Origin of the sequence: Thioclava sp. F36-7, assembly GCF_002020075.1 — a bacterium.
Classification (GTDB): Bacteria; Pseudomonadota; Alphaproteobacteria; order Rhodobacterales; family Rhodobacteraceae; genus Thioclava; species Thioclava sediminum.
In genome coordinates this window covers 26,334-50,019 of record NZ_MPZR01000004.1, presented here as the reverse complement: position 1 = coordinate 50,019, position 23,686 = coordinate 26,334, and the positions used below count along the sequence as shown (strand labels likewise).

The window sequence follows — 23,686 nt, the reverse complement described above, 5'->3', positions numbered from 1 at the left end:
TAGCCAAGGGATCAGCCATGTCGCTTCGTACGACCCTCCTCCAAGCCACCGCTATCGCTGTGCTGCCGCTTGCGGCGCATGCCGGTGACATCTCTTTCTCGCCCGTTCCTTTCGCCAAGGATGACGCCGCCAAACGTCAGGCCATCGCCTCCGACACGGTCACCATCGACGGCAAGGATTACAAGATCGGCTATCACGTGATGGCGCGCTCGGGCGACAAGATCGGTGACAACACCTTCGCCCTGCTGACCGACAAGGACGGCAACCCGGTCAAGTCGGCTGACGGCTCCGAGCATATCTCGGACTCCGCCGATTTCACCTCGCTCCTCCGTCAGGGCGACAAGCTTTATTCGGTGACGCATTTTGAATCGCGCCCCGGTGCGATGTATCTCAGCGAAGTCGAGCAGGATGCGGATGGCAACCTGAAGCTGGTCTCCACCAAACCGATCGACTTCTCCGAATATCACGGTCTCTGGGTTCCCTGCGCGGGGTCCGTGACGCCGTGGGAGACGCATCTGGGCTCGGAAGAATATCCGGCCGATGCGCGCGTGATCGAAGCGGCGACCTCGCTCGACGAGATCGACGACTACGATTTCCCGATGGTGCGTTATGCGGGCGTGAACCCCGAGGGTATGAGCCTCGAGCAGTTCCGCGACGCTTACAAACCCTATCGCTACGGCTACCCGACCGAGATCACCGTCTCGGAAGACGGTTCGGCCAAGGCTGACAAGCATTTCGCGATGGGCCGCGTGGCCGTCGAGCTGGCCTATGTCATGCCCGACCAGAAAACCGCCTATATCTCGGATGATGGCACCAATGTCGGCCTGTTCCGCTTTGAAGCCGACACCGCAGGCGACCTGAGCGCCGGGACGCTCTACGCGGCCAAGTGGAACCAGACCTCGGCAGAAAATGGTGGCGCGGCCGATCTGGAATGGGTCGATCTGGGCCATGCCGACGATGCGACGATCCAGAAGGCGATCGAAGCTGGCACCCAGTTCTCGGATCTCTTCGAGACCGCCGAGATGGGCGAGGACGGTTCCTGCGCCGACGGCTTCTCGGCTTCGAACGCCGAAGGCAATCCCGAGTGTCTGAAGGTCAAGGACGGCATGGATGCGATCGCCTCGCGTCTGGAAACCCGCCGTTACGCTTCGATGAAGGGCGCGACGACCGAGTTCCGCAAGATGGAAGGCATCACCTACGACGCCGACAAGCATCAGATGTATCTGTCGATGTCGGCGGTCGAGAAAGGCATGGAAGACGGTGCCAAGCAGGATCTGGGCGGGATGAACGCGATCAAGCTGCCCAAGAACAAGTGCGGCACGGTCTATTCGCTCTCGCTGGACGACAAGTTCACCGCGACGAAGATGATGGGTCTGATCTCGGGCAAGCCGCTGACCGAAGAGCACAAGGTCAAAGCGCAGGACGCAAGCTGCGATCCGGCGCATGACATGTGCGGCGACACGGCAGAGCTGAACAGCTGCGATATCAACGGCATCGCGAACCCGGACAACATCACCTACATGCCAGGCTACAACACGCTGATCATCGGTGAAGACACTGGTTCGGGCCACCAGAACGACGTGATCTGGGCGATGAACACCGACACCAGGGAGCTGACCCGCATCCTGTCGACGCCCTACGGTTCGGAAACCACCTCGACCTACTGGTACCCGAACGTCAACGGCCACGGCTACCTGATGGCGGTCATCCAGCACCCCTACGGCGAGAGCGACGAAGACAAGCTGACCGACCCGGCGCAGGCGCGTGCCTATGTGGGTTACGTCGGTCCGTTCCCGCAGATGGATGCCACCGCGAAGACCCAGTAACGGGCGCTCGCGAGACATTTCTGGCGAGGCCCGGCGGAGACCCGGGCCTCGCCTTTTCTTTCAAGACTGAGGGCTGACGGATGCTGCGGATTTCGATTTTGGCGCTGCTGGGTATGACCACGATGGCGGGGGCGGTCGATCTGAAGACCACGGTGCTGGGCAATCCGACGGCCTATATTCCTCCGCAATGCTATACCAAGACGGAAGACACGGCGGGCGAGGTGCATAACCCCTGCCAGACCTGTCACACCTATCCGCGCCATCCCAATTATGTGCGCGATGCCGATCTGCAGACCGAATATGCGTTTCCGGGACCTGCGCTCGAGAACCCGTGGCGCAACCTCTTCGTGGATCGCCGTGCCGCGGTGGCCGCGACGAACAGCGCGGAGATCCGCGCCTATGTGCGGCAGGACAATTACCACGATGCGGCGGGCGGGATCGCCCTGGCCGCGAAGCTCGCCGATCCGCCTGCGGCTTGGGACGCGAACGGCAATGGCGAATGGGACGGCTATATCCCCGACGTTCAATTCGCTTTCGACGACGAGGGGTTCGACCGCAGGCCCGATGGCAGCCTGACCGGCTGGCGCGCCTTCGCCTATCAGCCGCTGCCCGGCACGTTCTGGCCGACGAATGGCTCGACCGATGACGTGATGATCCGTCTGCCGGAGGCGTTTCGACAGAGTGCCGAGGGGGTCGAGGATGTCACCATCTACAAGACCAACCTCGCGATCGTGCAAGCGCTGATCACCCGCGCGGATGTCGCGATCGAGCCCACCGACGAGGTCGCGATGGGCGTCGATCTGGACCGCGACGGGGTGATGGGGCAGGCGGAGGTGGTGAAATTCGCCTTCGCGCCTCTCGACGGGATCACGATGCATTGGGCCGGGCGCGCGGGCGTCGAAGGTGCGCAGCTTGCCGCCGGGCTTTATCCCAAGGGCACGGAATTCGTCCATTCCGTGCGCTATATCGACCCGACGCCCGCGGGCATCGAAATGGCCGCGCGACTGAAAGAGCTGCGCTACATGGTCAAGACGGATTGGGAGAGCTATGCCGATCTTGAAGAGACCGCGCTGGCCGAGCTGAAGGAAGACAGCGCCTTTCCCGACCGCACCAAGCAGTTCTTCGGCAGTTCCGAGACCGGCGTGCCCAACACGTTCGGCTGGCGGCTGCAGGGGTTCATCGAGGATGCGACGGGCGATCTGCGCCCGCAGAGCTTCGAGGAAACCGTGTTCTGTGTCGGCTGCCACGGCACGCTGGGCGTGAACGACGATTCCACCTTCGCCTTCGCGCGCAAGCTGGGCAAGGAGGCCTATCGCAGCGGCTGGTATCACTGGACGCAGAAGGGGCTGGCGGGCACGCCCGACCGAGTGCGCGCCGATGGCAGCGGCGATTACGCCCATTACCTGCGCACCAACGGGGCCGGCGACGAGTTCCGCGCCAATGCCGAGCTCATCGAGGCTTGGCTGAAAGCGGGGACACTTCCGCCCGAGAAAGAGGCGGCTTTGGCCGAGGATATCGGCCCGCTGATCCTGCCCTCGCCGGAGCGTGCCGATGCGCTCAACGCTGCCTATCGGATGATCGTGCGCGACCAGAGTTTCACCCAAGGCCGCGACGCGACGGTGGCCCCGGTCGACGGCACGGTCTGGCGTGAGGTGGAGCAGGATCAGCCCACAGGGATCGAGGAAATCGCCCAGCCGTGGTATAAGCGCCGCTAATCTGAACCAATCTGCGCCAGCCGATTGCGTTTTTCGCCGTCAATTGGCAGTGTTTGCGCAAATCGGTACATTTTTTCGGGAGCGCCATCATGGCAAAAGTCATCCGCCAACTTTCCGCAAGCGCCGCCATCGCGGTCGCTGCTGTCTGCACCGCCGCGAGCGCGCAGGCAGAAAGTGGCGTGACCTTCACCATCGGCGCGGGCGCACGCTATGCCCCGTCCTATTTCGGCGCGGATCATTACGACACCAGCCCCACCGCGAAGGTGAAGCTCAACAGCTTCACGCTGCAGGGGATGCGGTTCGGCTCGGACGATCCGAATTACGAAAAGCTGGGCCCGAACGTGCATGGCTCCTTCCGCCTCGTCGGCGGTCGTAATTCGAGCGATTATTCCGAAATCGCGGGTCTCGACGACGTCACCACGTCGCTCGAACTGGGTCTCGGGCTTGGTTACCAGGCGCCGCAATGGGGCGCTTTTGCCGATATGCGCTACGGCGTGGTCGGGCATAACGCCGTGGTCGCCGAAATCGGCGCCGACTGGAAACCGATCAAGACCGACAATTTCAAGCTGAGCATCGGGCCGCGCGTCTTCTATGGCTCGGGCCTCTACAACCGCACCTATTTCGGCATCAGCCCGTCGGAATCCACGGCGAGCGGTCTGGCGGCCTATTCGCCCGATGGCGGCCTCGTCTCGACCGGTCTGGAACTGTCGGCGACCTACCAGCTCGGGAATGACTGGGCGGTCGAGGGCAAGCTGAACTACGATCGCCTGCAGGGCGATGCGGCGGACAGCCCGATCGTGCAGCAAGGCTCGCGCGAGCAAAGCTCGGTCTCGCTGATGCTGACCCGCCGGGTGAGCTTCCCGTTCTGATCGGGCCAAAGCTTCCTACGAGACACGTAAAGCCAAGCCGCATGGGTCGCCCGTGCGGCTTGCTTTTTTCGGGCGTCGCCGCGCATGTTGGCGGCAGATTTCCTCTCCAGACGTGATGCGCCGATGACCCAGACACAGCCGCCCGCCCGCGATGGCACCGCGCGCGCCCTGATCGAAGCCGGGATGCGCCTGTTCGGGACGAAAGGGTTCGCGGCGACCTCGACGCGGGAACTGGCCGAGGCGGCGGGCGCGAATGTCGCTGCGATTTCCTACCATTTCCAAGGCAAGGAAGGGCTGCGCCGCGCCTGTGCGCTGGAATTTGTGCACCGCATGGAAGAGGTCATGCGCCCGCTCGGCCCCCCGGAGGCGCTGTCGCCCGAGGCGGCGGAAGCGGAGCTCAAGGCGCTGATGGAGGCGATGATCTCGCGCATCCTTACGCAACCGGATGCGGCCTCGATGATCGGCTTCGTGATGCGCGAAGTGACCGAAGGCGGCGAGACGCTCGATATTCTCTATGACCGTCTGATTTCGATCGTGCATGGGCGGCTGCTGGCGCTGTGGGCCCGGGCGAGCGGGACCTCGGAGGACGATCCGGAGAGTGCGCTGCGGGTTTTCGCGATGATCGGCCAAGTGCTCTATTTCCGGCTCGGCGCGGAGGTCGTGCGCCGCAAGATGGGATGGTCGGAGATCGGCGCGGTGGAGGTTGCGCAGATTTCCCGGGTCGTCGCAGACAATCTGGATGCGATGCTGGTGCAGGCGCGCGCCAAGACCGCCCCCGACGCATGAAAAAGGCCGCCCCGGCGGGAGCGGCCTCGAATATTCCTAGCGTCTTCGCAGTTATACCGGCGGTTTGCCTTTTACCGCCCGGGCGACCATGGCCACCACGAACAGGATCAGGAAGACCACGAAGAGGATCTGTGCGATCCCGGCAGATGCGCCTGCGATGCCGCCAAAACCGAGCGCCGCGGCAATCAGCGCGATAACGAGAAAGGTCAGAGCCCAACCAAGCATGGGTATTCTCCTTCGGATGTTGCGTACATTAGCGCTGAGTGCTGCGCTTTCATGACATCCAAACGTGCCGTTTTCCCGAAAGTTCCATTACCCTGAGTCAGTAAATCCGCGGAACATCGTGCGCTTTCCGGCGTTTGGGCGGCGATTCACAACCTCACGAAAAAGGGAGATGGGGACATGGAAATGAATATGACGGGCCTCGGCGGCTTTTGGGGTATCTTACTTCTCGCACTTGATATCTGGGCGCTGGTCTCGATCGTCGGGTCGAATTCCAGCACCGGCAAGAAAGTGCTCTGGGCGCTTCTCGTCTTCTTCCTGCCGCTGATCGGTTTCCTGATCTGGCTGGTGGCCGGGCCGCGCGCCTCGAAGTGACGAAATCAAGGGGGGCGGCTGCGGAGAGCCTCAAGGAACCGCATTCCCCAACCCGCGTTGGAACAACAGAAATCGCGGCAAGAGGCCGTGACATGTTTGGGAGAGGTCGATGAGTTACCACGAGACCGAAGAACCTGACGGCCACGAGGGCCGAGGAACGGTGACCGATTTGCTGAACCGGGTGATCGAGCAGACGCGCGAGATCGCACGGACCGAGGCGGAATTGGTGCGCGCCGAAGCTGCCCATCGGGCGGGTCTTGCGCGCAATGCCGTCATTCTCGGCGCGGTCGCCCTGGTTTTCGCGCTCGGTGCGATCTTCCCCCTGACGCAATCCGCCATCTACGGGCTGGAATGGGCCGGCCTCGACCGGGGCCCCGCGACGTTGATCGTCGGCGTGGTGCTTCTGATCCTCGGCATCATCGCGGCGCTCATTGCCGCGTCGAAGCTGCGCAAAGTGTCGAGCCCACCCACCCGTCTCAAGGAAAACCTGTCTGCCGACGCGCAGGCGCTTAAGGAGAGCTTCAAATGACCGAGAAGAAAACCATTGAGGAAATCGAGAACCGTCTGCGCCAGGACCGTGCCGATCTCGCATCGACGCTCGGCGATCTGACCGGCCGCATCGCGCCGGACTATCTCTCCGATCAAGTGTCGCAAGTCGTGCGCGATTACGCGGCGCCGGCTGCGCGCAGTGCCGAACAGGCCGTGCGCAAGAACCCCGTGGCCTTCGCCCTCGCGGGTGCCGGTATCGCTTGGTTCCTGCTGCGCCAGCGCAACTCGGACACCGTTGAGCAAGAGGATCTTGTCGCCGATGCCGATCCGCTCGTGATGCCGAGCGAAGCGGGTGCCGATGGCTGGATCGACGAGATCGACACCCTGCGCCACGATGCGTCGGTGCGTCTAGAAGATCTCGAGGCCGAGCAGCGCAGCTCGACCGACAAGGCGCGCGACTTCGTCAAGGAGCGCTCCGAGGTGATGCAGAAATTCGCGAGCGACCTGCGCAACTCGCTGTCCTCGGGTCTGAGCGACCTCAATGAGGATGCGCGCGACCGCGTGGTGCGGGCCCGCGAAAGAGCCTATTCCGCCCGGATTCGCCTGCAGGACGGTGCGACCCAAGCCGGGTCGACGAGCAAGCAGATGGTCAAGGATCACCCGCTGATCGCCGCCGCTATCGGCTTCGCCATCGGTGCCGCGATCTTCAACGCGGTGCCCAAGCCGGACGTCAATGTCAGCCGCCGCAGCTTCGGCCCGCGTGCGAACCGTCTGTTCGACGAGGCCGAGCGCCTCTACCGCGACGAGAAGCGCCGTGCGGGCAAGGTTGCCGATCAGTTCACCGACGAGCTGAAGCGGACCGCGCGCTCGGTGATGAGCTCGGCCGGCGACGAGGCACGCAGTGCTGCACGCGACTTCGGCGATCAGGCGATGGCCGCAGGAGAGCAGCTGATCGACCGCCTCTCGCGCCAGCTTGCTCAGGAAGCCAACCGCGCGCTGCGCGATGTCGGCCAGTCGCTGCAGAAAGGCGAAGAGGAAGTGCGCGCCGGGGCCCAAGAGGCCAAGGATGCCGCGAAGTCCAAGGCCGAAGAGGTCGCGTCCAAGGCTGAGGCGAAGACTCACGAGGCGGCTGAGAAGGTGAAGGCGAACCATTCGTCCTCCTCCTCCTCGTCCACGTCGAGCGCGTCCTCGACCAACCCGACGTCCTCGTCGGCGCCGAAAACCACCCACTGATCCGATCGGTGGACCTGATTAGAAAAGGCCGGGCTTCGCGCCCGGCCTTTTTGCTTGGCGGCTCATGGCGCTCGCTGCGCGTGACCGACCCGCAAAAGAGAACCGGCGCCGCAATCTCTGCGACGCCGGTTTATGCTGTTTTACGCGGGAATAGGGTCTAATTCCGAAGATCAGACCGAGCTCGACCAGGTGTCGACTTCGCGCTCGGCGTCCTCTTTCGTCTTGCCGTATTTCTTCTGGATCAGGCCGACCATCTGCTCGCGATGGCCTGCGGCCTCCTCAAGCTCGTCGTCGGTCAACTCGCCCCAGTTCTCGCGGGCCTTGCCCTTCATTTCTTTCCAGCTGCCTTTAATCTGATCCCAATTCATGGCGTCGCTCCTTTCAAGATGAAGACGCGGGTCTCGGCGTCGTCCATCAACGTTTCGCCGGGGGCGATGTTCCTGTGGGTGAGGGCGCAAAAACTCGGGAACTGCGGGGGCTCCAGCGGCGTTAGCTCGCGAAACCCAAGAGGGAAGTAATTCTCGAAATGCATCGCCTGGAGACCCTGTCGCGCATCGCCATGATCGCGATCGCTGTAATCGCTGTCGTGGCTGCGCTTAGCCAGGTGGAAAGCTTGCTCGCCCCCGTCGTGCTCGCGCTCGTCGTTGGGATCGTGCTTTCACCAATTTCCGATGCATGGGAGAAAAGAGGTCTGTCGCCTGTCTGGGGGGCACTTACCTCGCTCGTTATTTCTCTGATGATCGCCGTGCTGCTGGTTCTCGTGATCCAGCCGGTGATCGCGGAGCTGATGCGTCAGGCGCCGAAGGTGATGGACGACATGCGCTCCACCATCATTCACATGCGCCACATGTTCCAAGGCATTCAGGACGCCTCGAAGGAAGTGAGCGATGCGATCACGCCGGCAAAGGATGCCGCGCAGGATGGCGGTGGCAATGGCGACAAGAGCGCCGTGCCGGACGCCAAGGATCTCGTCATGCTCGCCCCGGCCATCATTGCGCAGGGGCTGATCTATATCGGGGCGCTGTTCTTTTTCCAGCTCTCGCGGACCGAGATTTACAACTGGATCGCAAAGCATCTTGCGGAGCCGGCGAGCCGCGGCGCGACGGCTGCGCGGCTGCGCAAGGCGGAGACGCGGGTGTCGCATTATTTCCTCACGATCACCGTGGTGAATGCCGGCCTCGGGCTGGCGGTGGGCGTCGCGATGCAGCTGATCGGGCTGCCGAATGCGCCGCTCTGGGGGCTGGTGGCCTTCCTGATCAACTACATCCTGTATCTCGGCCCCGCGGCGCTGATTATTGCGCTGGGATTTGCGGGCGTGGCCACGTTCGACGGGATCCGGGTGATCCTGCCGCCGCTGATCTACGTCATGCTCAACGCGACCGAGGCGCAATTCGTGACCCCGGCCGCGATCGGGCGGCAGATGCGGCTCAATCCGCTTCTGGTCTTCCTGTCGCTGACCTTCGGGATCTGGCTCTGGGGGCCGCTGGGCGGGATCGTGGCGATTCCGCTGCTGCTCTGGGCGTTGGTGCTGACCGACAGCCTGCCGGATCCGAAATCCGAGGCGGAGCAGAAGCTCGAAACCAACTGAGCCGACGCGGCCCGCCCCAGATGAGGCAACGTCGCCCGCGATCCGCCAGTGCGGATCAGACCATCTCTTCGGGAATGAATGGCAGCTTGCGCGCAATTTTGCGCGCGGCTTCCATGTCGTAGGGGAGCACGAAGCCTTCCCGGTCCTCGGGGGCTTTGGTGCCGTTCTCGCGTGCGAGTTCGGTCCAGGCCGAGACCGCGCGCGTCGGGTCGAAGAACGCCTCTTCCGGCGCGGGCGGCAGCCAATGGCGCATCAGGCGACGGCGCATGGCCGGGATGCCGTCGTTGCGGCGTAGATAGACGCCCGCCTCGCTGTCCCAGTGCAGCGACCGGCCGTTGAGGTTCGCGGAGGTGATCAGCGCCGCGTCCTCGTCGAAGATCGAGACTTTCGCATGGACGTAGATCAGCGGCGCGCCACCGGTGCGCATCGCCCCGTCATCGTCGGGAGCGGCGAGGCGCGGCTCCGCCGGGCAGCCGATGAACAGGCGGCTGCCGAAGGCTTCCCGGATCGTATCCAGCGCGCGGACCTGAAGATACTCGCCATAGCGCACGTCGCTGGTCGGGCGGTCGGCCAGCATCAGCGTCTCGGGCACGGCGGGCAGCATCAGGATCAGGTTGAGATTGGGGTTCTCGCGCGCGGCGCGGGCCAGATGATTTGCGAGGTTGCGCGAGCGGAAGAACTGGCTTTCGAGATAGATCAGCTTCTGCGCGCGCGCGATCAGCATCTCGTGCGCGTTCTCGATCTCGGTCCGATAGAGCTTCGGCCCGATCCGGAGGGTCGCGAATTTGCGCCGCTGCGAGATCGTGCGGAGCAGGCGACGCGGCGGCTTTGCGAGTTTGTCGCCGGCACAGCTTTCGTGGAAGGTTTCCAGATGGGCCTTCGCTTCGGCGACCACGGGGCCGGTCATCATCAGCTGCACATCGTGCCAGGTCATCTCGCCGTCGCGCTCGTGGAGGGGCGTGTCGAAGCGGCGGTTGTCGAGATCCAGCCCGCCGATATAGAGCTTCTTGTCGTCGAACACGGCGAGCTTCTGGTGATGCGTCGCCGGGAACAGTTTCGGCGGCGCGCCGCGGAACTTGCGGTGAATTTTCTTGTCCGATCCGGCCTTGAGATATTCCCGCAGCCCCGGCATGTCGCGCATCGCCGTCAGCCGCTTGGCCTCGTCCATCTCGTTGAGCCAGCTCGCATGGTTGCCGAGCTTGTAATAGACATAGGGCCAGAAGATCGTGCGCGGCAGGATGCCCGATTGCGCCGGATGCATCAGCGCGCGCAGCCGCAGATTGGCGTTCGGCCCGGCCAGTTCGCGCGCGGCGCAGAACATGCGGATCGACGACCACGTCATGCGGTGCAGCTCGGGCTTGGCGCAGGGGTCGAAGTCGGTCAGGTCGATCTGCATCGCCACGCCACGTTTCAGCAGGTGGATGATCAGGTCGAACCAGGTCGCGCCGATGGCGCGCCCGCGATCCGATTTAAGCTTCGTGTTGAGGTCGAAGACGCGGAAGGAGCCGTGGATCGAGTGCCGCGAGTCGAGGAAGGCATCCTCGAGCACGGGATAAGCCTCGGCTGCTGTCAAAAGCAGTCTGACGCGGCTCTCGGCGTGAACTCCGGCTTGTTTAAGACGTTCCATGCGGCTCGTTTTTTCTGAACGGCCGCGAAGGTGACCAGAGGTCGCCGCGGCAGGTATCTCACTCAATTGCTCTCTTCAGAAACTGTTTCGTGTTTCCGAGATTTCAAGCGCTCTTCGTGACGCAATTCGCTCTCGACGAGGGGGCGCAATGTGAAGTCCGCATTGAGCAGGTACTCGTCGTCTGTGGTCTCGATCTCGATCGTGCCGGAGAGCTGTTGCACGAAGGCGTTGACCAGTTGCGACCCCAGCCCGGTACCGTCCACAGCCTCCAGCGGCGGGGCGTCCGTGTCGACGGTATTGCGCACGCTGAGACGCGCCTGCATCCCTTCGAGCTTGTTCAGCGAGATGTCGAGTTTCGGTTTGCCGTCGCGGGCGGAGGCGTATTTCATTGCGTTGGTCATCGCTTCGGTAAGCAGAAGCGAAAGCGGCACGGCCTGATCGGGCGTCAGGTGAATGTCGTCGATATGGCAATCGACCGAGACATGGCGCCCCGGCCCGGTTGCAAGGCGGGTGATCTGGCGCACGATATCGGGCAGCAGCTCCTGCGCGCGGATATCGGTGAGCCCGGAGGTCTGGTAGAGGCCGCGGTGGATCGTCGCGAGCGAGATGACCCGCTCCTGCAGCGATTTCATCAGCCCCTTGGCTTCGGGCGTGCGCGCCTGCCGCATCTGCATGTTGATGATCGAGGCGATGAGCTGGAGGTTGTTCTTCACCCGGTGGTGGACCTCGCGGAGCAGCACTTCCTTGTGGTGCACCATGTCTTCCAGTTCGGCCTCGTCATGCAGAATAGTCTCGGTCATCCGGTCATAGGCTTCGGCGAGATCGCGGATTTCCGAAGGCGCGGTCGACAGGTTGAGATTACCCACGATCCGGCTGCCGGTGGCAAAGCTGGTGATCGCGCTCGACAGTTTGCGGACATGGCCGATCACCAGTTTCTGCATCGCGAAATAGGCGACGAGCAGGCTCGCCATCCACATCAGCGCGGGGAACAGCACCGGCGAGATATCGGCGAAGGGGCTCAGCGCGGAGGCCGCCTGTGCGGGCCAGCTGCCGAGTGCGTAGAGTTGGTCGGGGACGAGTTCGACGACGGAATAGACCCGCTCTATGCCGCGATTGGAATCTCCCGAGAAGGTCACCGCGCCATTGCCCGCCAGCAGCTTCAGCGAGCGGTCGACGGGCAGGTGCGACTGCGTGTTCGCCAGCCCGTCCGAGGAGGTCAGGATCGTGCCCTCGCGGTCGAAGGTCATGATCACCAGCGGCCGGTCATCGGCGAGCTTCGGCCCGTCTTTCGCCAGCGAAAGCGAGGAGTGGCTCATCGAGATCGCGATGATCCCGATATGATCGCCCGCCGCGTTGTAGACGGGATGGGCCACGCCCAGAACCGAGGTGCCCGACACCGGCGCATCGCGATTGACGTAGAAGCTGGTGCGATCCGCGGTCATCATCCTCTCGAAGATGTCCTGACCTTTGAAATCGTAACTCTTGCCGGAGTTCGAGCAGCTCATCTTGCCGCTGTCGGGAATGAAGGCGACCAGCGAGAACTCGGGGAACGCGCCCGAGATCTGCCGCATCCAGTTCGAGCAGGCCTCGTCACTACCCACGAGCGGTTGGACGGTGCTGGCAAGGACGCGGGCTGCATCCTGCGCGTGCTGGATCACCCGCGTCTCGCCTGCGACGGCGCGCATCGTCTCGCCCATCAGGGCAGCCTCGGAGCGCGCCTGCGCTTCGCGAACGACCGAGGTCGATTGCAGCACGGCGATGATCAGCAGGGGAAAGAGCGCAACGGCCAGCATGAAGGCCAGACGCACGCCAAGCCCGTCAAAAAAGGGAATGACGCCCCGTTTCCGAGCTTGAAACGGGGCGTGGTCACTGTAGTGCTCGTCGTCTGCCGCTTTCGCGGCTTCCGAATTCATGCGGCGGCAACTCCGGATTTGCCCATCACGGCCAGCGAATTTCGATCCGAGCCGGACAGAATGTCTTCACCTTCTTCCAGCCCGAGCATCTCCGCAAGCCGGGCGCGGGCTCGGTTGGCACGACTTTTCACCGTCCCGACTGCGACGCCCATCATTCCGGCGGCTTCCTCGTAGGAGAAGCCCGAGGCGCCGACGAGGGTCAGAACCTCGCGATGTTCGGGGCTGAGCTGATCGAAGGCCACGACGAAATCGTTCATCGCGAGACGTCCGTCATGCGCAGGTTTCTCGTAGAGCGAAGCCGCGTGGATACCCTCGGGGTCTGCAACCTCGCGCTTACGCTTTCGGCGGTCCGAGTAGAAGGTATTGCGCAGGATCGTGAAGAGCCACGCACGCAGGTTCGTGCCGCGCTCGAATTTCTCGATATTCGACCACGCCTTGACGATCGTGTCCTGCACGAGGTCGTCGGCAGAGGCCGAATTCCGGGTCAGCGACAGGGCGAAGGCGCGCAGGGCCCCGAGATGATCGGGCAGTTCCTCACGCGGATCGCGGGCTTCGGTAGACGAGTTGGCTTTGGAGGACGAAGTCATTTTTCGCCCTCCTTCGCCTTGAGTTGCGCCAGCAAGTCTTTGAACCGATCTGGCACTTCTTCCTGAAGCGCCTCCTCATAAACCTTCTTCAGGTTTTGATTGATCTGGTCCCTGATACTGGACTTAGGCTTTTCGTCTGCCATATCACTATACATCCGGTTTCGATCCCACTCATTTTGCACGGAACCGAACGCGGGGCCAGAGAGTTTGGTTCCCGAAAAAACGCAAAAGGGGGTTTTCATGTCCGAAGACATCGCCGGCACCATCGGAGCCAACCTGCCGTATCTGCGGCGCTACGCCCGAGCCCTTACCGGCAGCCAGGACAGCGGCGACAGATACGCCGCGGCTACGCTCGAGGCCATACTCGAAGACACGACGCCTTTCGAGAATAACGATCCGAAGCTCGCATTGTTCCACGCCTTCCATCTGGTCTGGGCCTCCGCGGGCGCACCGCTGGGCGAGCCGGACAACCGGCTGTCGGCACGCGCGCAGGATCACATGTCGACGCTCACGCCGAACACGCGCGAGGCACTTCTGCTGCACTCGATCGAGGGGTTCCGCGTCGAGGAAATCGGCACGATCATGCAGGTCGACACCGACGAGGCGAAGGAACTGATCGACATCGCGATCCGCGAGATGGAAACCTCCGTCGCGGGCAAGGTGATGATCATCGAGGACGAGGCGATCATCGCGATGGATATTCGTGCCATCGTCGAGGATATGGGTCACCAGATCACCGGTATCGCCCGGACCCGGACCGAGGCGGTGGAGCTTGCCTCGACCGACAAGCCCGACCTGATCCTTGCCGACATTCAGTTGGCGGACAATTCCTCGGGTATCGACGCGGTGAACGACATTCTCGCGCAGTTCGGCAACGAACTTCCCGTCGTCTTCATCACGGCCTTCCCGGAGCGTCTGCTGACCGGCGAGCGGCCTGAACCCGCGTTCCTGATCACCAAGCCCTACACCGAGAGCCAGGTGCAATCGGCAGTCAGCCAGGCCATGTTCTTCTCCTCCACGGAGACGCTCGCGGCCTATCGGCCGGATCAGGCGAACACATGAAAAAGGCGACTCCGGGGATCGGGGCTGCCTTTTTCACATGCGGGTCGCGCGGCTTTTCGTTGAAGGCGGTCAGCCCTTCACGGCCGAACGATAGGCGGTGATCGCCGCGATCATCCCGGCATGGGACAGTCCTTGCGGGAAGTTGCCCAGCTGCGCGCCGGTCTCCGGGTCGTGCTCTTCCGCCATCAGGCCAAGATCGGTAGTGGCTTTCAGCATCCCCTTGATCTGGGTTTTGGCATCGTCGAGCCGCCCCGCCCGCACGAGGTAATCCGCCGCCCAGAAGCCGCAGGCGTTGAAATACCCCTCGACGCCAGGCAGCCCGTCTTCCCGCAGGTCGTAGCGCCGCAGATGGACGCCCGAGCCCAGCCGCTCGCGGATCGCGGTGTAGGTCGCGGCCATCTTCGGATCGTCGGCTGCGATCACCCCGATGCGCGGCATCAGCAGAACGCTCGCATCGAGCCAATCTTCGCCAATCGCCCCGGTGAAGGCGCCGATCTTCTCATTCCACGCCTCTTCCCGGATCAGCGCCTCGATCGCGGCGCGCTCGGCCTTCCAGAGCTTCGTGTCGGCATCGATCACGCCGCGCTCGACCAGCGCGATCACCGCGTTCAGCGCGCCCCAGCACATCGCCTTGGAATAGGTGTGGTGGCGGCGCGGATCGGGCATTTCCCAGATCCCGTTATCGGGCCGGGTCCATTGCGAGACCACGACATCCGCGAAATTCGCAAGCCGGATACCTTCGCCGGGATGCAGCTCGCCGCCCGCTTCGACATAGGCGCGCGCGGCCATGATCATCGAGCCGTACGCATCGAGTTGCAGCTGCGTCGCAGCGCCGTTGCCAAATTGCACCGGGGCCGAGTGGCGGTAGCCCTCGACCGTCTGCAGCTTGTGCAGCGAGACGTCGCTGTCGCCCCGCACCGTGTAGAGCGTGCCCAGCTCCGGCGCGGTTTCGCGCGTGGCCGCCATCAGCCAGCGGAAGAACGCGTCGGCCTCGCCGGTCAGGCCCTGATCGAGAAAGGCATGCAGGACGAAATAGGCGTCGCGCAGCCAGCAATAGCGATAATCGTAATTGCGGATACCGCCGATCACCTCGGGCAGGCCCATCGTCGGCGCGGCGATCACCGCGCCAGTGGGCGCATGGACCAGCAGCTGCAGGGCCATCAGCGAGCGTTTGAGCGACCCGGAGAAAGGCCCGTCGCTGAAATCCGTCTTCGACTGTCGCTTGCGCCATGCCTCGCGGGTGGCGGCGAGCGCCTTATGGGCCGCGTCCATCCCGCCGACATGGCCGTGACCGCCTTGGGTGATGGTGAGGGTGACGTAGCCTTCCTCTCCGGCGGCGAGGGTGCCGCGCCCGTTCAGCCGGCCCGAGCCTTCGATCTCCAACTCGATGGAGCTGTCGATCAGGACGATGTCGCCGTCTTGCGTGAATTGCCAGCTGCCCAGGCCGCGGCGGATGAAATCCGGGGTGTTCAGCGCGTAATCGCAGCGTGGGGCGATGCAGATTTCGACTTCGGCGTCCCCCTCCTGCGCCTCGAACAGCCGCACGACGGAACGCCCGAAGCTCGCCGCTTCTTCGAGCGAGTCCGGGAGGTTCATGAAGTCGGTGACCTTGAGCTGCCCGGCTTCGGTCGGGTGGGTCGTGGTCAGGATCGGGCCGTAGTCTTCATAGGCGCGTTCGGGGGTGGTCGGGCGGTCCGCATCCGGCACCGGGCCAAGGTAGAACGTCCCGCCGCGAAACTGGTCGAGCAGCCGCCCGAAGACCGGATCGCCGTCGAAATCGGGGCCGCAGAGCCAATCGATCGCGCCGTCGCGGGCCACCAGCGCCGCCGTGCGCGTATCCCCGATCACCGCGTAATCGCCAATCGGGAGGTAGCCCCGGCGCCCTTCGAGAAAGCGCAGCGGCGGGCTGTCCGGATCGGGCGTGGTCTTCGCGGATCGGTCGGCGGAAGGGTGAGTGAGATCGGTCATGGAATGCATGTCCTTCGTCAGCATCTCCGGGCGTCGCCCTCGGAGTCAGTCACATCCCTCTCATTGGTCGAACGGACCCGCCGCGCCGCAGTTCCTTGAACAAACCGTGTGCACTCGAGAGCCCCGCGTGGGGTAAACCCGGTCGCGGAGGCTGCGGCCTCCAGTCGTCCGCTAGGGCGCTTTGATCAGGACGGGCATCCGCGCGAAGCTCATGGAGATATGGCCGCGCCGCATATGGCCGAGCGCATCGAGATCGCCGAGCCGCAAGGCGCGCAGGATGTCGCGCAGCTCGTCATTGTAGATCTCGATCTCCTGCATCAGGTCGATCTGCGAGGCGGTGACCTGCTGCAGCCAGATCCGGGCCGTGCGGAAATACAGCGCCTCCGACATTTCCCTCAGCGGCGCATTCGCGGTCAGGTCCAGCAGGCAGAGGAAGGTATCGCGGTCCAGCTCGGCGAAAGCGCGGGCGGTGGGTGCATCGACAAGGGCGCGGCCGCGTTCCTGAAGCTTGACAAAAGACGCGATCAGCGCGGCGCTTGGCGGCACCGGGTCGAGCGTGGTCTGCAGCACCGTGAGTTCGCGCCGCAGCCGGAAGACCTGAGCAAGTTCGGTGTAATCGACATCGGTGACGAACGTGCCGACCCCATGCATCGAGCGCAGCAACCCGTCATCCTCGAGCCGCGCCAGCACCCGGCGCAGCGGTGTTCGCGAGATGCCGAATTCGGACGCCAGCGCGGTTTCCGACAGGCGCATGCCGGGCGGGTAGTCGAGCAGGCAGATGCGGCTACGGATTTCGGCATGGATGAGATCCAAGCGGTCGCGGCCACGCAGTCGTTCCGGTTCGGTTTGCCGAGGGATCAGGGGTATCTCGTTCATCGGGTTTTGTCGTCTCTTCGCGCGAGGGCCATGATCGGCGGCGGCGGCGCGCAGGTCAATCTGCTTCGCGGCGACGGACCAAAAGGCATTTGATTTCACATATTGCGCCTGTGGGGGCGGAGCAATCGGCCCGATGCGGAGGTTGTTGCCCGCACAGGACCTGCACGGGGCCTGCACTGCGTCCGCACGGGCGCGCGAGATATGCGCGTTCCGTGTTCAACGCTGCGATATTGGGCAATATTGGTGCACAACATCTGCGCAGGGAACTTCACAAGCCCACGATATCTGTCTGGCAACCCTGTATAATCAATGTGATCTGCTTGACACTCCCCGGAATCTCATAGGTGTTGTGTACATCAAGCGCGGAAGGCTTTCGGCTTTCCGTTAACAAGAGCCAACAGGAGAGACGCATGAAATCGATTTGGAAATCTGTCGCCGCTGCCGGTATGGGCCTCGCCATGAGCGCCACCGCCGCACTGGCCGGACCCCTGATGGACCGTATCAACTCGGGCGAGCCGATCCGCATCGGCTTTGCGAACGAAGTTCCGTGGGCCTATCCGGGCGAAGACAACAAGCCGCTGGGCTTCGTGAACGCCTATGTTCTGGGTGTGCTCCACGAGATGGGCTATGACAACATCACCCCCGTCGTGACCGATTGGGGCGGGCTGATCCCGGGCCTCAACGCGAACCGCTTCGACATGGTCACGGGCGGTCTCTACATCCTCAACTCGCGCTGCCAGAACGTCGCGTTCTCGGAGCCGATGGCGAAGGTGGGCGATGCGTTCATCGTGCCGAAGGGCAACCCGAAGGACCTGAACAACTACGAGCAGGTCGCCAAGGCTGGCGCGACCTTCGTGACGGGTGCGGGCTACAACCAGGTGGAATCCGCAGCCAAGGGCGGCATCGAAGACAGCAATGTCATGACCGTGCCGGGTCCGACCGAAATCCTCGCCGCCGTGAAAGCGGGTCGTGCGGATGCAGGTGGCGTGACCTACTTCACCGCGCAGAACCTCGCCAAGCAATCGGACGGTTCGGTTGAAGTGTCGGACGTGAGTCAGCTGCCGGAATGGACCCAGAACTGGGTCGGCATCGGCTTCCGCAAGGCGGATCAGGACTTCGTCGACAAGTTCAACGAAGCCCAGAAGAAGTATCTCGGTTCGGACGCCATGATGAAGGCTGTTGAGGAATACGGTTATTCCAAGGACAACCTGCCGGGCGACAAGACTTCGGCTGAAGTCTGCAAGATGCGCTAAGCGCAACTGCTGAAGATATGGACGGGCCAGCGCATGGCCCGTCCATTTTGACATTCACCGCCGGGGCGGGACGGGAATGAGTTACATAGAATTTTTGAAAGAATACGGGCCGCGCTTCTGGGACGGCACGCTCGTGACGGCGGGCCAGTTTTTTCTGGCGTCCGCTCTGGCGATCGTCATCGCGCTTGTTGCCGGGCTGATGAAGCTCTCGCGCAACGGGCTGATCCGGGGCATCGCCGTCGTCTATATCGAAATTTTCCGCGGCACCTCGCTGCTGGTCCAGCTGTACTGGATCTTCTTCGTGCTGCCGCTGTTCGGGCTGACGCTGCCGAAATTCACCGCGGGCTTCGTCGCGGTGGGGATGAACCTCGGGGCCTACGGCGCCGAGCTGGTGCGCGGCGGCATCCAGTCCGTGCCGAAGGGGCAATGGGAGGCGGCCTATGCGCTGTCGATGAGCCCGATGAGGCGGATGTGGCGGATCATCCTGCCGCAGGCTTTCGTCAACATGCTGCCGCCTTGGGGCAACCTGCTGATCGAACTGCTGAAGAACACCGCGCTGGTCGCGCTGATCTCCGTGTCGGACCTGATGTTCGAAGCCAAGCAGATCAACGGCTCCACCTTCCTCTCGGCGCAGACCTTCGGCACGGCGCTGATCATCTACTACGTCTTTGCGCGCTTCATCGTGACGCCGTTCATGCGCTGGCTGGAGCTGGTCATGCGGCGCAAGCTGGGGAGGGCCTGATCCATGGGGTTCAACTGGAACTGGGAATTCACTTGGGAAATCCTGCCCAAGCTGATGCATGCGACGCTCAACACGCTGATGGCGGCAGGCTTCGGCTATGCCATCGCGGTGGTGCTGGGCATGGTCTTCGCGCTGGCCCAACGCACGCCCTACTGGGTCCTGACCAAGGTCGTGCGCGAATTCATCGAGTTCATCCGCTCGACGCCGCTGATCCTGCAGATCTTCTTCGTCTATTACGTGGGCCCGCAATTCGGTCTGAAGCTGGGGCCGTGGACGGCAGGCATGATCGCGATCGGTCTGCACTATTCGGCCTATCTGTCGGAGGTCTATCGCGGCGGTCTCGACGCGGTGCCGAAGGGCCAATGGGAGGCCTGCACCGCGCTGAACATGTCGACCCGCGACACCTACTGGCGCATCGTCATCCCGCAGGCCATTCCGCCCGCGCTGGCGGGGATGGGCAACTACCTCGTGGGGATCTTCAAGGACACGCCGATGCTCTCGGTGATCGGGGTGGCAGAACTGATGCACACCGCGAATGCGATCGGCTCGTCGAGCTATCGCTATCTCGAACCCTATACGCTGGTGGGGATCATCTTCCTCGCCATCTCGCTTCCCACCGCTGCCCTGATCCGCGTCTTCGAGGATCGCGTGCGGCGTAAACTCGGATTGAAATGATGGAAGACCTTTCGAACTATCCGCTCGAACTGACGGGCGACAATGTGCCGATGGTGCGGTTCCTGAAAGTCACCAAGCGCTATGGCGATCTGGTGGTGCTCGACCAGCTCGATCTCGACGTGGCCGAGGGGGAAATGGTCACGATCATCGGCCCGTCCGGCTCGGGCAAGACGACCGTACTGCGGATGCTGATGACGCTCGAGACGATTAACGAGGGCGTAATCTACGTGGACGGCAAGCCGCTGACCCATATGGAGAAGAACGGCAAGCTGGTGCCCGCGGACCGCAAATATCTGCGCAAGGCGCGCAGCCAGATCGGAATGTGTTTCCAGCATTTCAATCTCTTCCCGCATATGACCGCGCTAGAGAATTGCATGGAAGGCCCGGTGCAGGTGCTGGGCATGAAGAAGGCCGAGGCGCGCGAACGGGCCGAGGAACTGCTGGAGCTCGTGGGCATGTCCGACAAGCGCGACCAGCACCCCTCGCGGCTCTCGGGCGGTCAGCAGCAGCGCGTGGCGATCGCGCGGGCGCTGGCGATGCGCCCCAAGGTGATGCTGTTCGACGAGGTGACCTCCGCGCTCGACCCGGAGGTGATCGGCGAGGTGACCAATGTGATCCGGTCGCTCGTGGAGAAGCACAATCTGACGATGCTGATGGTGACGCACCAGATGGGCTTCGCGAAGGACATCTCGGATCGGGTCTGCTTCTTCTTCGACGGCAAGATCGAAGAGCAGGGCGCCCCCGAGGATCTGTTCGGCAACCCGCAGAAAGAGCGCACGCAGCAATTCCTCTCGGCGGTGAAAGAGGCCGACTGACGCGCCTCACGATTTCGCGCAATGGCCTTTCTGAAAAGGTCATTGCGTGCGCGGACGTCTCGTTGCCTTATGGGCCTGCTTCCATCGCAGCGAGGGGCCGACATGCCGATCATCATAGACAATCCCTGGCGCGGTGACGGGCTCGATCCGGAGGGTGTTCAGCCCATCGCGGATGCCTCGGGCGTGGCCCGCCTGCTCGCCCAATGTCCGGCCCATCGCGAGACCCCGCTGCGTGCGGCGCCCGAGATTGCGCAGCTTGCCCGGGTCGGCAAGGTCTGGATCAAGGACGAGCGTGAGCGCATGGGGCTTGGCAGCTTCAAGGCGCTGGGCGCGGTCCATGCGATTGCCCGGGAGGCGGCGGCGAGGGCCGAAGGCGGCGACCTGCAAACGGCCCTCTCCGGTGAGACCTATGTCGCGGCCAGCGCAGGCAACCACGGCCTCTCGGTCGCAGCAGGTGCGCGGATATTCGGGGCCCGCGCGATCATCTATCTGGCCGAGACCGTGCCCGCCGCCTTCGCCGCGCGGTTGGAGGCACGCGGGGCTGAGGTCGTGCGGGCTGGCGCGGAGTATCAAGCGAGCATGGAGGCCGCCGAGACCGCCGCCGCGGAGAACGGCTGGACGCTTCTGTCGGACAGCTCGTGGGAGGGCTATGTCGAACTGCCGCTGCGGGTGATGGAGGGCTACACCCAGCTTGCCGCCGAGGCCGTCGCGCAGATCGACGCACCGCCGACACATATCCTGCTGCAGGCCGGGGTCGGCGGTCTGGCGGCCGCCGTCGCGGCGCATGCGCGGCTGGCTTGGGGCAACGGGCCTCAGATCATCGTGGTCGAACCCGATGCGGCTCCCGCGCTGATCGAGAGCATTCGCGCAGGCCATCTGGTGAGCACGGAAGGGCCGGTCTCCGCGATGGGGCGGCTCGATTGCAAGACGCCTTCGATGGTGGCGCTGGCGGGTCTGTCGCGCGACGCGGATCGCTTCGCCACGATCACCGAAGCCGAGGCGCAGTCCGGCGTCGATATCCTCGCAGCGCACGGGCTGGCCACGACGCCTTCGGGTGGGGCCGGGCTGGCGGCTCTGCTTGCCGGAATGTCGCTGGGACCGGAGGCACGGGTTCTCGCGATCCTCAGCGAAGGCCCGGAAGATGGCTGAGCGCTCGCTCATCTTCCCGGCGGAGGAGTTTCGCACCCGCGTCGGTCGCCTGCAGGCCGAGATGAGCGCACAGGGTCTGGAGGCGCTGTTCCTGACCTCGGCTGCGGATATCTTCTACGTCACGGGCTTCCTGACCCGGTTCTGGGAAAGCCCGGCGCGCCCGTGGTTCGTGATCGTTCCGGCCAGCGGTGACCCGATCTCGGTGATCCCCTCCATCGGGGCGGAACTGATGGGCCGCACATGGATGACGCAGGTTCGCACTTGGGATGCGCCCGACCCTGAGGATGACGGTGTGAGCCTGCTTGCCGAGACGCTCTGCGATCTTCTTCCGGAGAGCGCGCAGATCGGTGTGCCGATGGGGTTGGAGACGCAGCTGCGGATGCCGCTCGCGGATTATGCGCGGCTCGGGGAGCGTATCGCGCCGCGGCGCTTCATCGACGGCACCGCCGCGATCCAGCGGGTGCGCGAGGTCAAGAGCGAGGCGGAGATCGAGAAGATCCGCACGGCCTGCGCCATCGCGGGGCGCGCCTTCGCGCGCGTGCCGGAATTCGCGGGGCAGGGGCGTCCGCTCGACGGGATTTTCCGCGCCTTCCAATCGGCGCTTCTGGAGGAGGGGGCCGATTGGGTCAGCTATGTCGCCGGGGCTGCGGGGCCGTCGGGCTATGACGATGTGATCTCGCCCGCCGGGCCCGAGCCGCTGCAGGCGGGCGATGTGTTGATGCTGGATACCGGTGCGGTGCGCGACGGGTATTTCTGCGATTTCGACCGCAATTTCTCGGTCGGCCCGGCGTCGGAGCCGGTGCGGCGCACCCATGCCGCGCTGTGGGAGGTGACCGAGGCGGTGATGGCGCAGCTGCGGCCCGGGATGCAGGCGCATGATGCGCATCGTCTGATGGTCGAGGGGCTCGCGGCGCGCGGTGTCGCGGCGGGCGGCGGACGTTTGGGCCATGGGCTGGGGATCACGCTGACGGAATGGCCCTCCTTCACTCCGCGCGACGACACGGAGCTGCGCGAGGGCATGGTGCTGACGCTGGAACCCGGCGCTTGGGTCGAGACCGCGGATGGCCCGCGCCGCCTGTTGGTCCATGAGGAAAACATCGTCCTGCGCGCGACCGGGGCGGAGCTGCTGTCGCCGCGCGCCCCCGAAACCCTGCCGGAGCTGAGCTGATGGCCGATTTCCCCTATCGTCTTCGCGAAGACGCCACGCCGACGATGGGGCTGATCGTGCTGCGTGTGGACGAGACCATCGAGGATGAATTCCGCCGCTACATCCCGCCGGGTGACGCGCGGATGCATGTCACGCGCGTCCATTCGGGCGATGACCTGACCCCGTCGAGCATCGCCGAGATGGAGCGCGCTTTGAGCGGCGCGGCGGCGCTGCTGCCGCCTGCGGCGACGTTCGATGTGGTGGGCTATGGCTGCACCTCTGGCGCGACGCTGATCGGGCCGCAAGAGGTGCGGGCGAATGTCATGGCGGGCGTCACGACGCGGCATGTGACCGATCCGCTGAGCGCCGCGCTGGCCGCGATTTCCGATCTCGGGCTGGAGCGCGTGGGCATCGTCTCGCCCTATGTCGCCTCGGTCGCGGAGCCTTTGCGGGCGGCCTTTGTCGCCGCGGGGATCACCGTCCCCGCGACGCTGTCTTTCGGCGAGGAGGTTGAGGCGCGGGTGGCGCGGATCGACCCGGCCTCGATCGCGGAGGCCGCGCGAAGCCTTGCGGGGCAGGCCAAGCTGGACGGGATTTTCCTGTCCTGCACCAACCTGCGCACGCGGCGGATTTTGCCGGAGCTGAAAGCGGGGCTCGGGATGCCGGTGCTCAGCTCAAATCAGGCGCTGGCTTGGCATATGCGAAAGCTGGCGGGGCTGGGGGAGCCGAAGTGAAACAAGGCGCCCGTCGGGGCGCCTTGTAAGGTCGT

The 23,686-nt window shown here is 64.1% G+C and carries 24 protein-coding genes; 16 read left to right on the top strand and 8 right to left on the bottom strand.

Going from position 1 to position 23,686, the window contains the following annotated elements:
* Positions 1 to 17: 17 nt before the first annotated feature.
* The 4 genes from BMI89_RS08210 (at position 18) to BMI89_RS08195 (ending at position 5,196) form a co-directional block, all read left to right on the top strand.
* A complete protein-coding gene (locus BMI89_RS08210) occupies positions 18 to 1,826 on the top strand; it encodes an alkaline phosphatase PhoX (protein ID WP_078570555.1) in 1,809 nt (602 codons plus the stop codon).
* 80 nt (positions 1,827 to 1,906) lie between these two features.
* Complete coding sequence (locus tag BMI89_RS08205) at positions 1,907 to 3,541, top strand: hypothetical protein (protein ID WP_078570554.1); 1,635 nt, start codon at positions 1,907 to 1,909, stop codon at positions 3,539 to 3,541.
* An 89-nt stretch (positions 3,542 to 3,630) separates the two neighbouring features.
* Positions 3,631 to 4,410: a MipA/OmpV family protein gene (locus BMI89_RS08200; RefSeq protein ID WP_078522741.1), complete on the top strand. Its 780-nt coding sequence runs from the start codon at positions 3,631 to 3,633 to the stop codon at positions 4,408 to 4,410.
* Between the two features lie 123 nt (positions 4,411 to 4,533).
* Entirely contained in the window at positions 4,534 to 5,196 is a 663-nt protein-coding gene (locus BMI89_RS08195) for a CerR family C-terminal domain-containing protein (RefSeq protein WP_168176784.1), read from the top strand.
* A 51-nt stretch (positions 5,197 to 5,247) separates the two neighbouring features.
* Here the strand turns inward: BMI89_RS08195 and BMI89_RS08190 are convergent, their stop codons facing one another.
* On the bottom strand, positions 5,248 to 5,421 hold the full coding sequence (locus BMI89_RS08190) for a DUF1328 domain-containing protein (RefSeq protein ID WP_075776656.1): 174 nt from the start codon (positions 5,419 to 5,421) through the stop codon (positions 5,248 to 5,250).
* Between the two features lie 177 nt (positions 5,422 to 5,598).
* Here BMI89_RS08190 and BMI89_RS08185 point away from each other — a divergent pair, with 177 nt between their 5' ends.
* From BMI89_RS08185 to BMI89_RS08175, 3 genes are all read left to right on the top strand, one after another.
* Positions 5,599 to 5,793, top strand: a complete 195-nt coding sequence (locus BMI89_RS08185; RefSeq protein ID WP_093477206.1) for a PLD nuclease N-terminal domain-containing protein — start codon at positions 5,599 to 5,601, stop codon at positions 5,791 to 5,793.
* A 109-nt stretch (positions 5,794 to 5,902) separates the two neighbouring features.
* Positions 5,903 to 6,322 carry a phage holin family protein gene (locus tag BMI89_RS08180; RefSeq protein WP_078541429.1) on the top strand — a complete coding sequence of 140 codons (420 nt, stop codon included), beginning with the start codon at positions 5,903 to 5,905 and terminating at the stop codon, positions 6,320 to 6,322.
* The gene (locus BMI89_RS08175; RefSeq protein ID WP_078570552.1) at positions 6,319 to 7,515 is read left to right on the top strand and encodes a hypothetical protein; all 1,197 of its coding nucleotides are present in this window, start codon (positions 6,319 to 6,321) and stop codon (positions 7,513 to 7,515) included. The genes BMI89_RS08180 and BMI89_RS08175 overlap by 4 nt, the downstream gene beginning before the upstream one ends.
* 170 nt (positions 7,516 to 7,685) lie before the next feature.
* On the opposite strand, the gene BMI89_RS08170 is transcribed toward BMI89_RS08175, so the two are convergent.
* The gene (locus tag BMI89_RS08170) at positions 7,686 to 7,883 is read right to left on the bottom strand and encodes a CsbD family protein (RefSeq protein ID WP_078522745.1); all 198 of its coding nucleotides are present in this window, start codon (positions 7,881 to 7,883) and stop codon (positions 7,686 to 7,688) included.
* Positions 7,884 to 8,041: 158 nt separating this feature from the next.
* Between BMI89_RS08170 and BMI89_RS08165 the strand changes: the two genes are divergently transcribed.
* A complete protein-coding gene (locus BMI89_RS08165; protein ID WP_078551086.1) occupies positions 8,042 to 9,103 on the top strand; it encodes an AI-2E family transporter in 1,062 nt (353 codons plus the stop codon).
* Positions 9,104 to 9,158: 55 nt separating this feature from the next.
* On the opposite strand, the gene BMI89_RS08160 is transcribed toward BMI89_RS08165, so the two are convergent.
* The 4 genes from BMI89_RS08160 to BMI89_RS08145 all read right to left on the bottom strand — a co-directional run bounded on the left by BMI89_RS08160 (position 9,159) and on the right by BMI89_RS08145 (position 13,373).
* Positions 9,159 to 10,730: a phospholipase D-like domain-containing protein gene (locus tag BMI89_RS08160; RefSeq protein WP_078570551.1), complete on the bottom strand. Its 1,572-nt coding sequence runs from the start codon at positions 10,728 to 10,730 to the stop codon at positions 9,159 to 9,161.
* Positions 10,731 to 10,792: 62 nt separating this feature from the next.
* On the bottom strand, positions 10,793 to 12,643 hold the full coding sequence (locus tag BMI89_RS08155; RefSeq protein ID WP_078570550.1) for a histidine kinase dimerization/phosphoacceptor domain -containing protein: 1,851 nt from the start codon (positions 12,641 to 12,643) through the stop codon (positions 10,793 to 10,795).
* Positions 12,640 to 13,230, bottom strand: coding sequence for an RNA polymerase sigma factor (locus tag BMI89_RS08150; RefSeq protein ID WP_078522749.1), 591 nt, complete (start codon positions 13,228 to 13,230; stop codon positions 12,640 to 12,642). The genes BMI89_RS08155 and BMI89_RS08150 overlap by 4 nt, the downstream gene beginning before the upstream one ends.
* On the bottom strand, positions 13,227 to 13,373 hold the full coding sequence (locus tag BMI89_RS08145; protein WP_078522790.1) for a NepR family anti-sigma factor: 147 nt from the start codon (positions 13,371 to 13,373) through the stop codon (positions 13,227 to 13,229). The genes BMI89_RS08150 and BMI89_RS08145 overlap by 4 nt, the downstream gene beginning before the upstream one ends.
* A gap of 97 nt (positions 13,374 to 13,470) precedes the next feature.
* On the opposite strand from BMI89_RS08145, the gene BMI89_RS08140 reads away from it, so the two are divergent.
* The gene (locus BMI89_RS08140; protein WP_078570549.1) at positions 13,471 to 14,292 is read left to right on the top strand and encodes a response regulator; all 822 of its coding nucleotides are present in this window, start codon (positions 13,471 to 13,473) and stop codon (positions 14,290 to 14,292) included.
* 69 nt (positions 14,293 to 14,361) lie between these two features.
* On the opposite strand, the gene BMI89_RS08135 is transcribed toward BMI89_RS08140, so the two are convergent.
* Both BMI89_RS08135 and BMI89_RS08130 read right to left on the bottom strand, forming a co-directional pair.
* Positions 14,362 to 16,260, bottom strand: coding sequence for a glycoside hydrolase family 15 protein (locus BMI89_RS08135; protein WP_168176783.1), 1,899 nt, complete (start codon positions 16,258 to 16,260; stop codon positions 14,362 to 14,364).
* A gap of 171 nt (positions 16,261 to 16,431) precedes the next feature.
* Positions 16,432 to 17,136, bottom strand: coding sequence for a GntR family transcriptional regulator (locus BMI89_RS08130; RefSeq protein WP_078570547.1), 705 nt, complete (start codon positions 17,134 to 17,136; stop codon positions 16,432 to 16,434).
* Between the two features lie 410 nt (positions 17,137 to 17,546).
* Between BMI89_RS08130 and ehuB the strand changes: the two genes are divergently transcribed.
* The 7 genes from ehuB (at position 17,547) to BMI89_RS08095 (ending at position 23,651) form a co-directional block, all read left to right on the top strand.
* A complete protein-coding gene (gene ehuB / locus BMI89_RS08125; RefSeq protein WP_078570546.1) occupies positions 17,547 to 18,389 on the top strand; it encodes an ectoine/hydroxyectoine ABC transporter substrate-binding protein EhuB in 843 nt (280 codons plus the stop codon).
* Between the two features lie 76 nt (positions 18,390 to 18,465).
* The gene (gene ehuC / locus BMI89_RS08120; RefSeq protein WP_078551092.1) at positions 18,466 to 19,131 is read left to right on the top strand and encodes an ectoine/hydroxyectoine ABC transporter permease subunit EhuC; all 666 of its coding nucleotides are present in this window, start codon (positions 18,466 to 18,468) and stop codon (positions 19,129 to 19,131) included.
* Between the two features lie 3 nt (positions 19,132 to 19,134).
* On the top strand, positions 19,135 to 19,806 hold the full coding sequence (ehuD, locus tag BMI89_RS08115) for an ectoine/hydroxyectoine ABC transporter permease subunit EhuD (protein ID WP_078541419.1): 672 nt from the start codon (positions 19,135 to 19,137) through the stop codon (positions 19,804 to 19,806).
* Positions 19,806 to 20,621: an ectoine/hydroxyectoine ABC transporter ATP-binding protein EhuA gene (ehuA, locus tag BMI89_RS08110; protein WP_078522757.1), complete on the top strand. Its 816-nt coding sequence runs from the start codon at positions 19,806 to 19,808 to the stop codon at positions 20,619 to 20,621. Before ehuD ends, ehuA begins: the two co-directional genes overlap by 1 nt.
* Positions 20,622 to 20,723: 102 nt before the next feature.
* Positions 20,724 to 21,770: a pyridoxal-phosphate dependent enzyme gene (locus tag BMI89_RS08105; protein ID WP_078570545.1), complete on the top strand. Its 1,047-nt coding sequence runs from the start codon at positions 20,724 to 20,726 to the stop codon at positions 21,768 to 21,770.
* Positions 21,763 to 22,938, top strand: a complete 1,176-nt coding sequence (locus BMI89_RS08100; protein WP_078570544.1) for a Xaa-Pro peptidase family protein — start codon at positions 21,763 to 21,765, stop codon at positions 22,936 to 22,938. The genes BMI89_RS08105 and BMI89_RS08100 overlap by 8 nt, the downstream gene beginning before the upstream one ends.
* A complete protein-coding gene (locus BMI89_RS08095) occupies positions 22,938 to 23,651 on the top strand; it encodes an aspartate/glutamate racemase family protein (RefSeq protein WP_078570543.1) in 714 nt (237 codons plus the stop codon). Before BMI89_RS08100 ends, BMI89_RS08095 begins: the two co-directional genes overlap by 1 nt.
* Positions 23,652 to 23,686 lie beyond the last annotated feature (35 nt).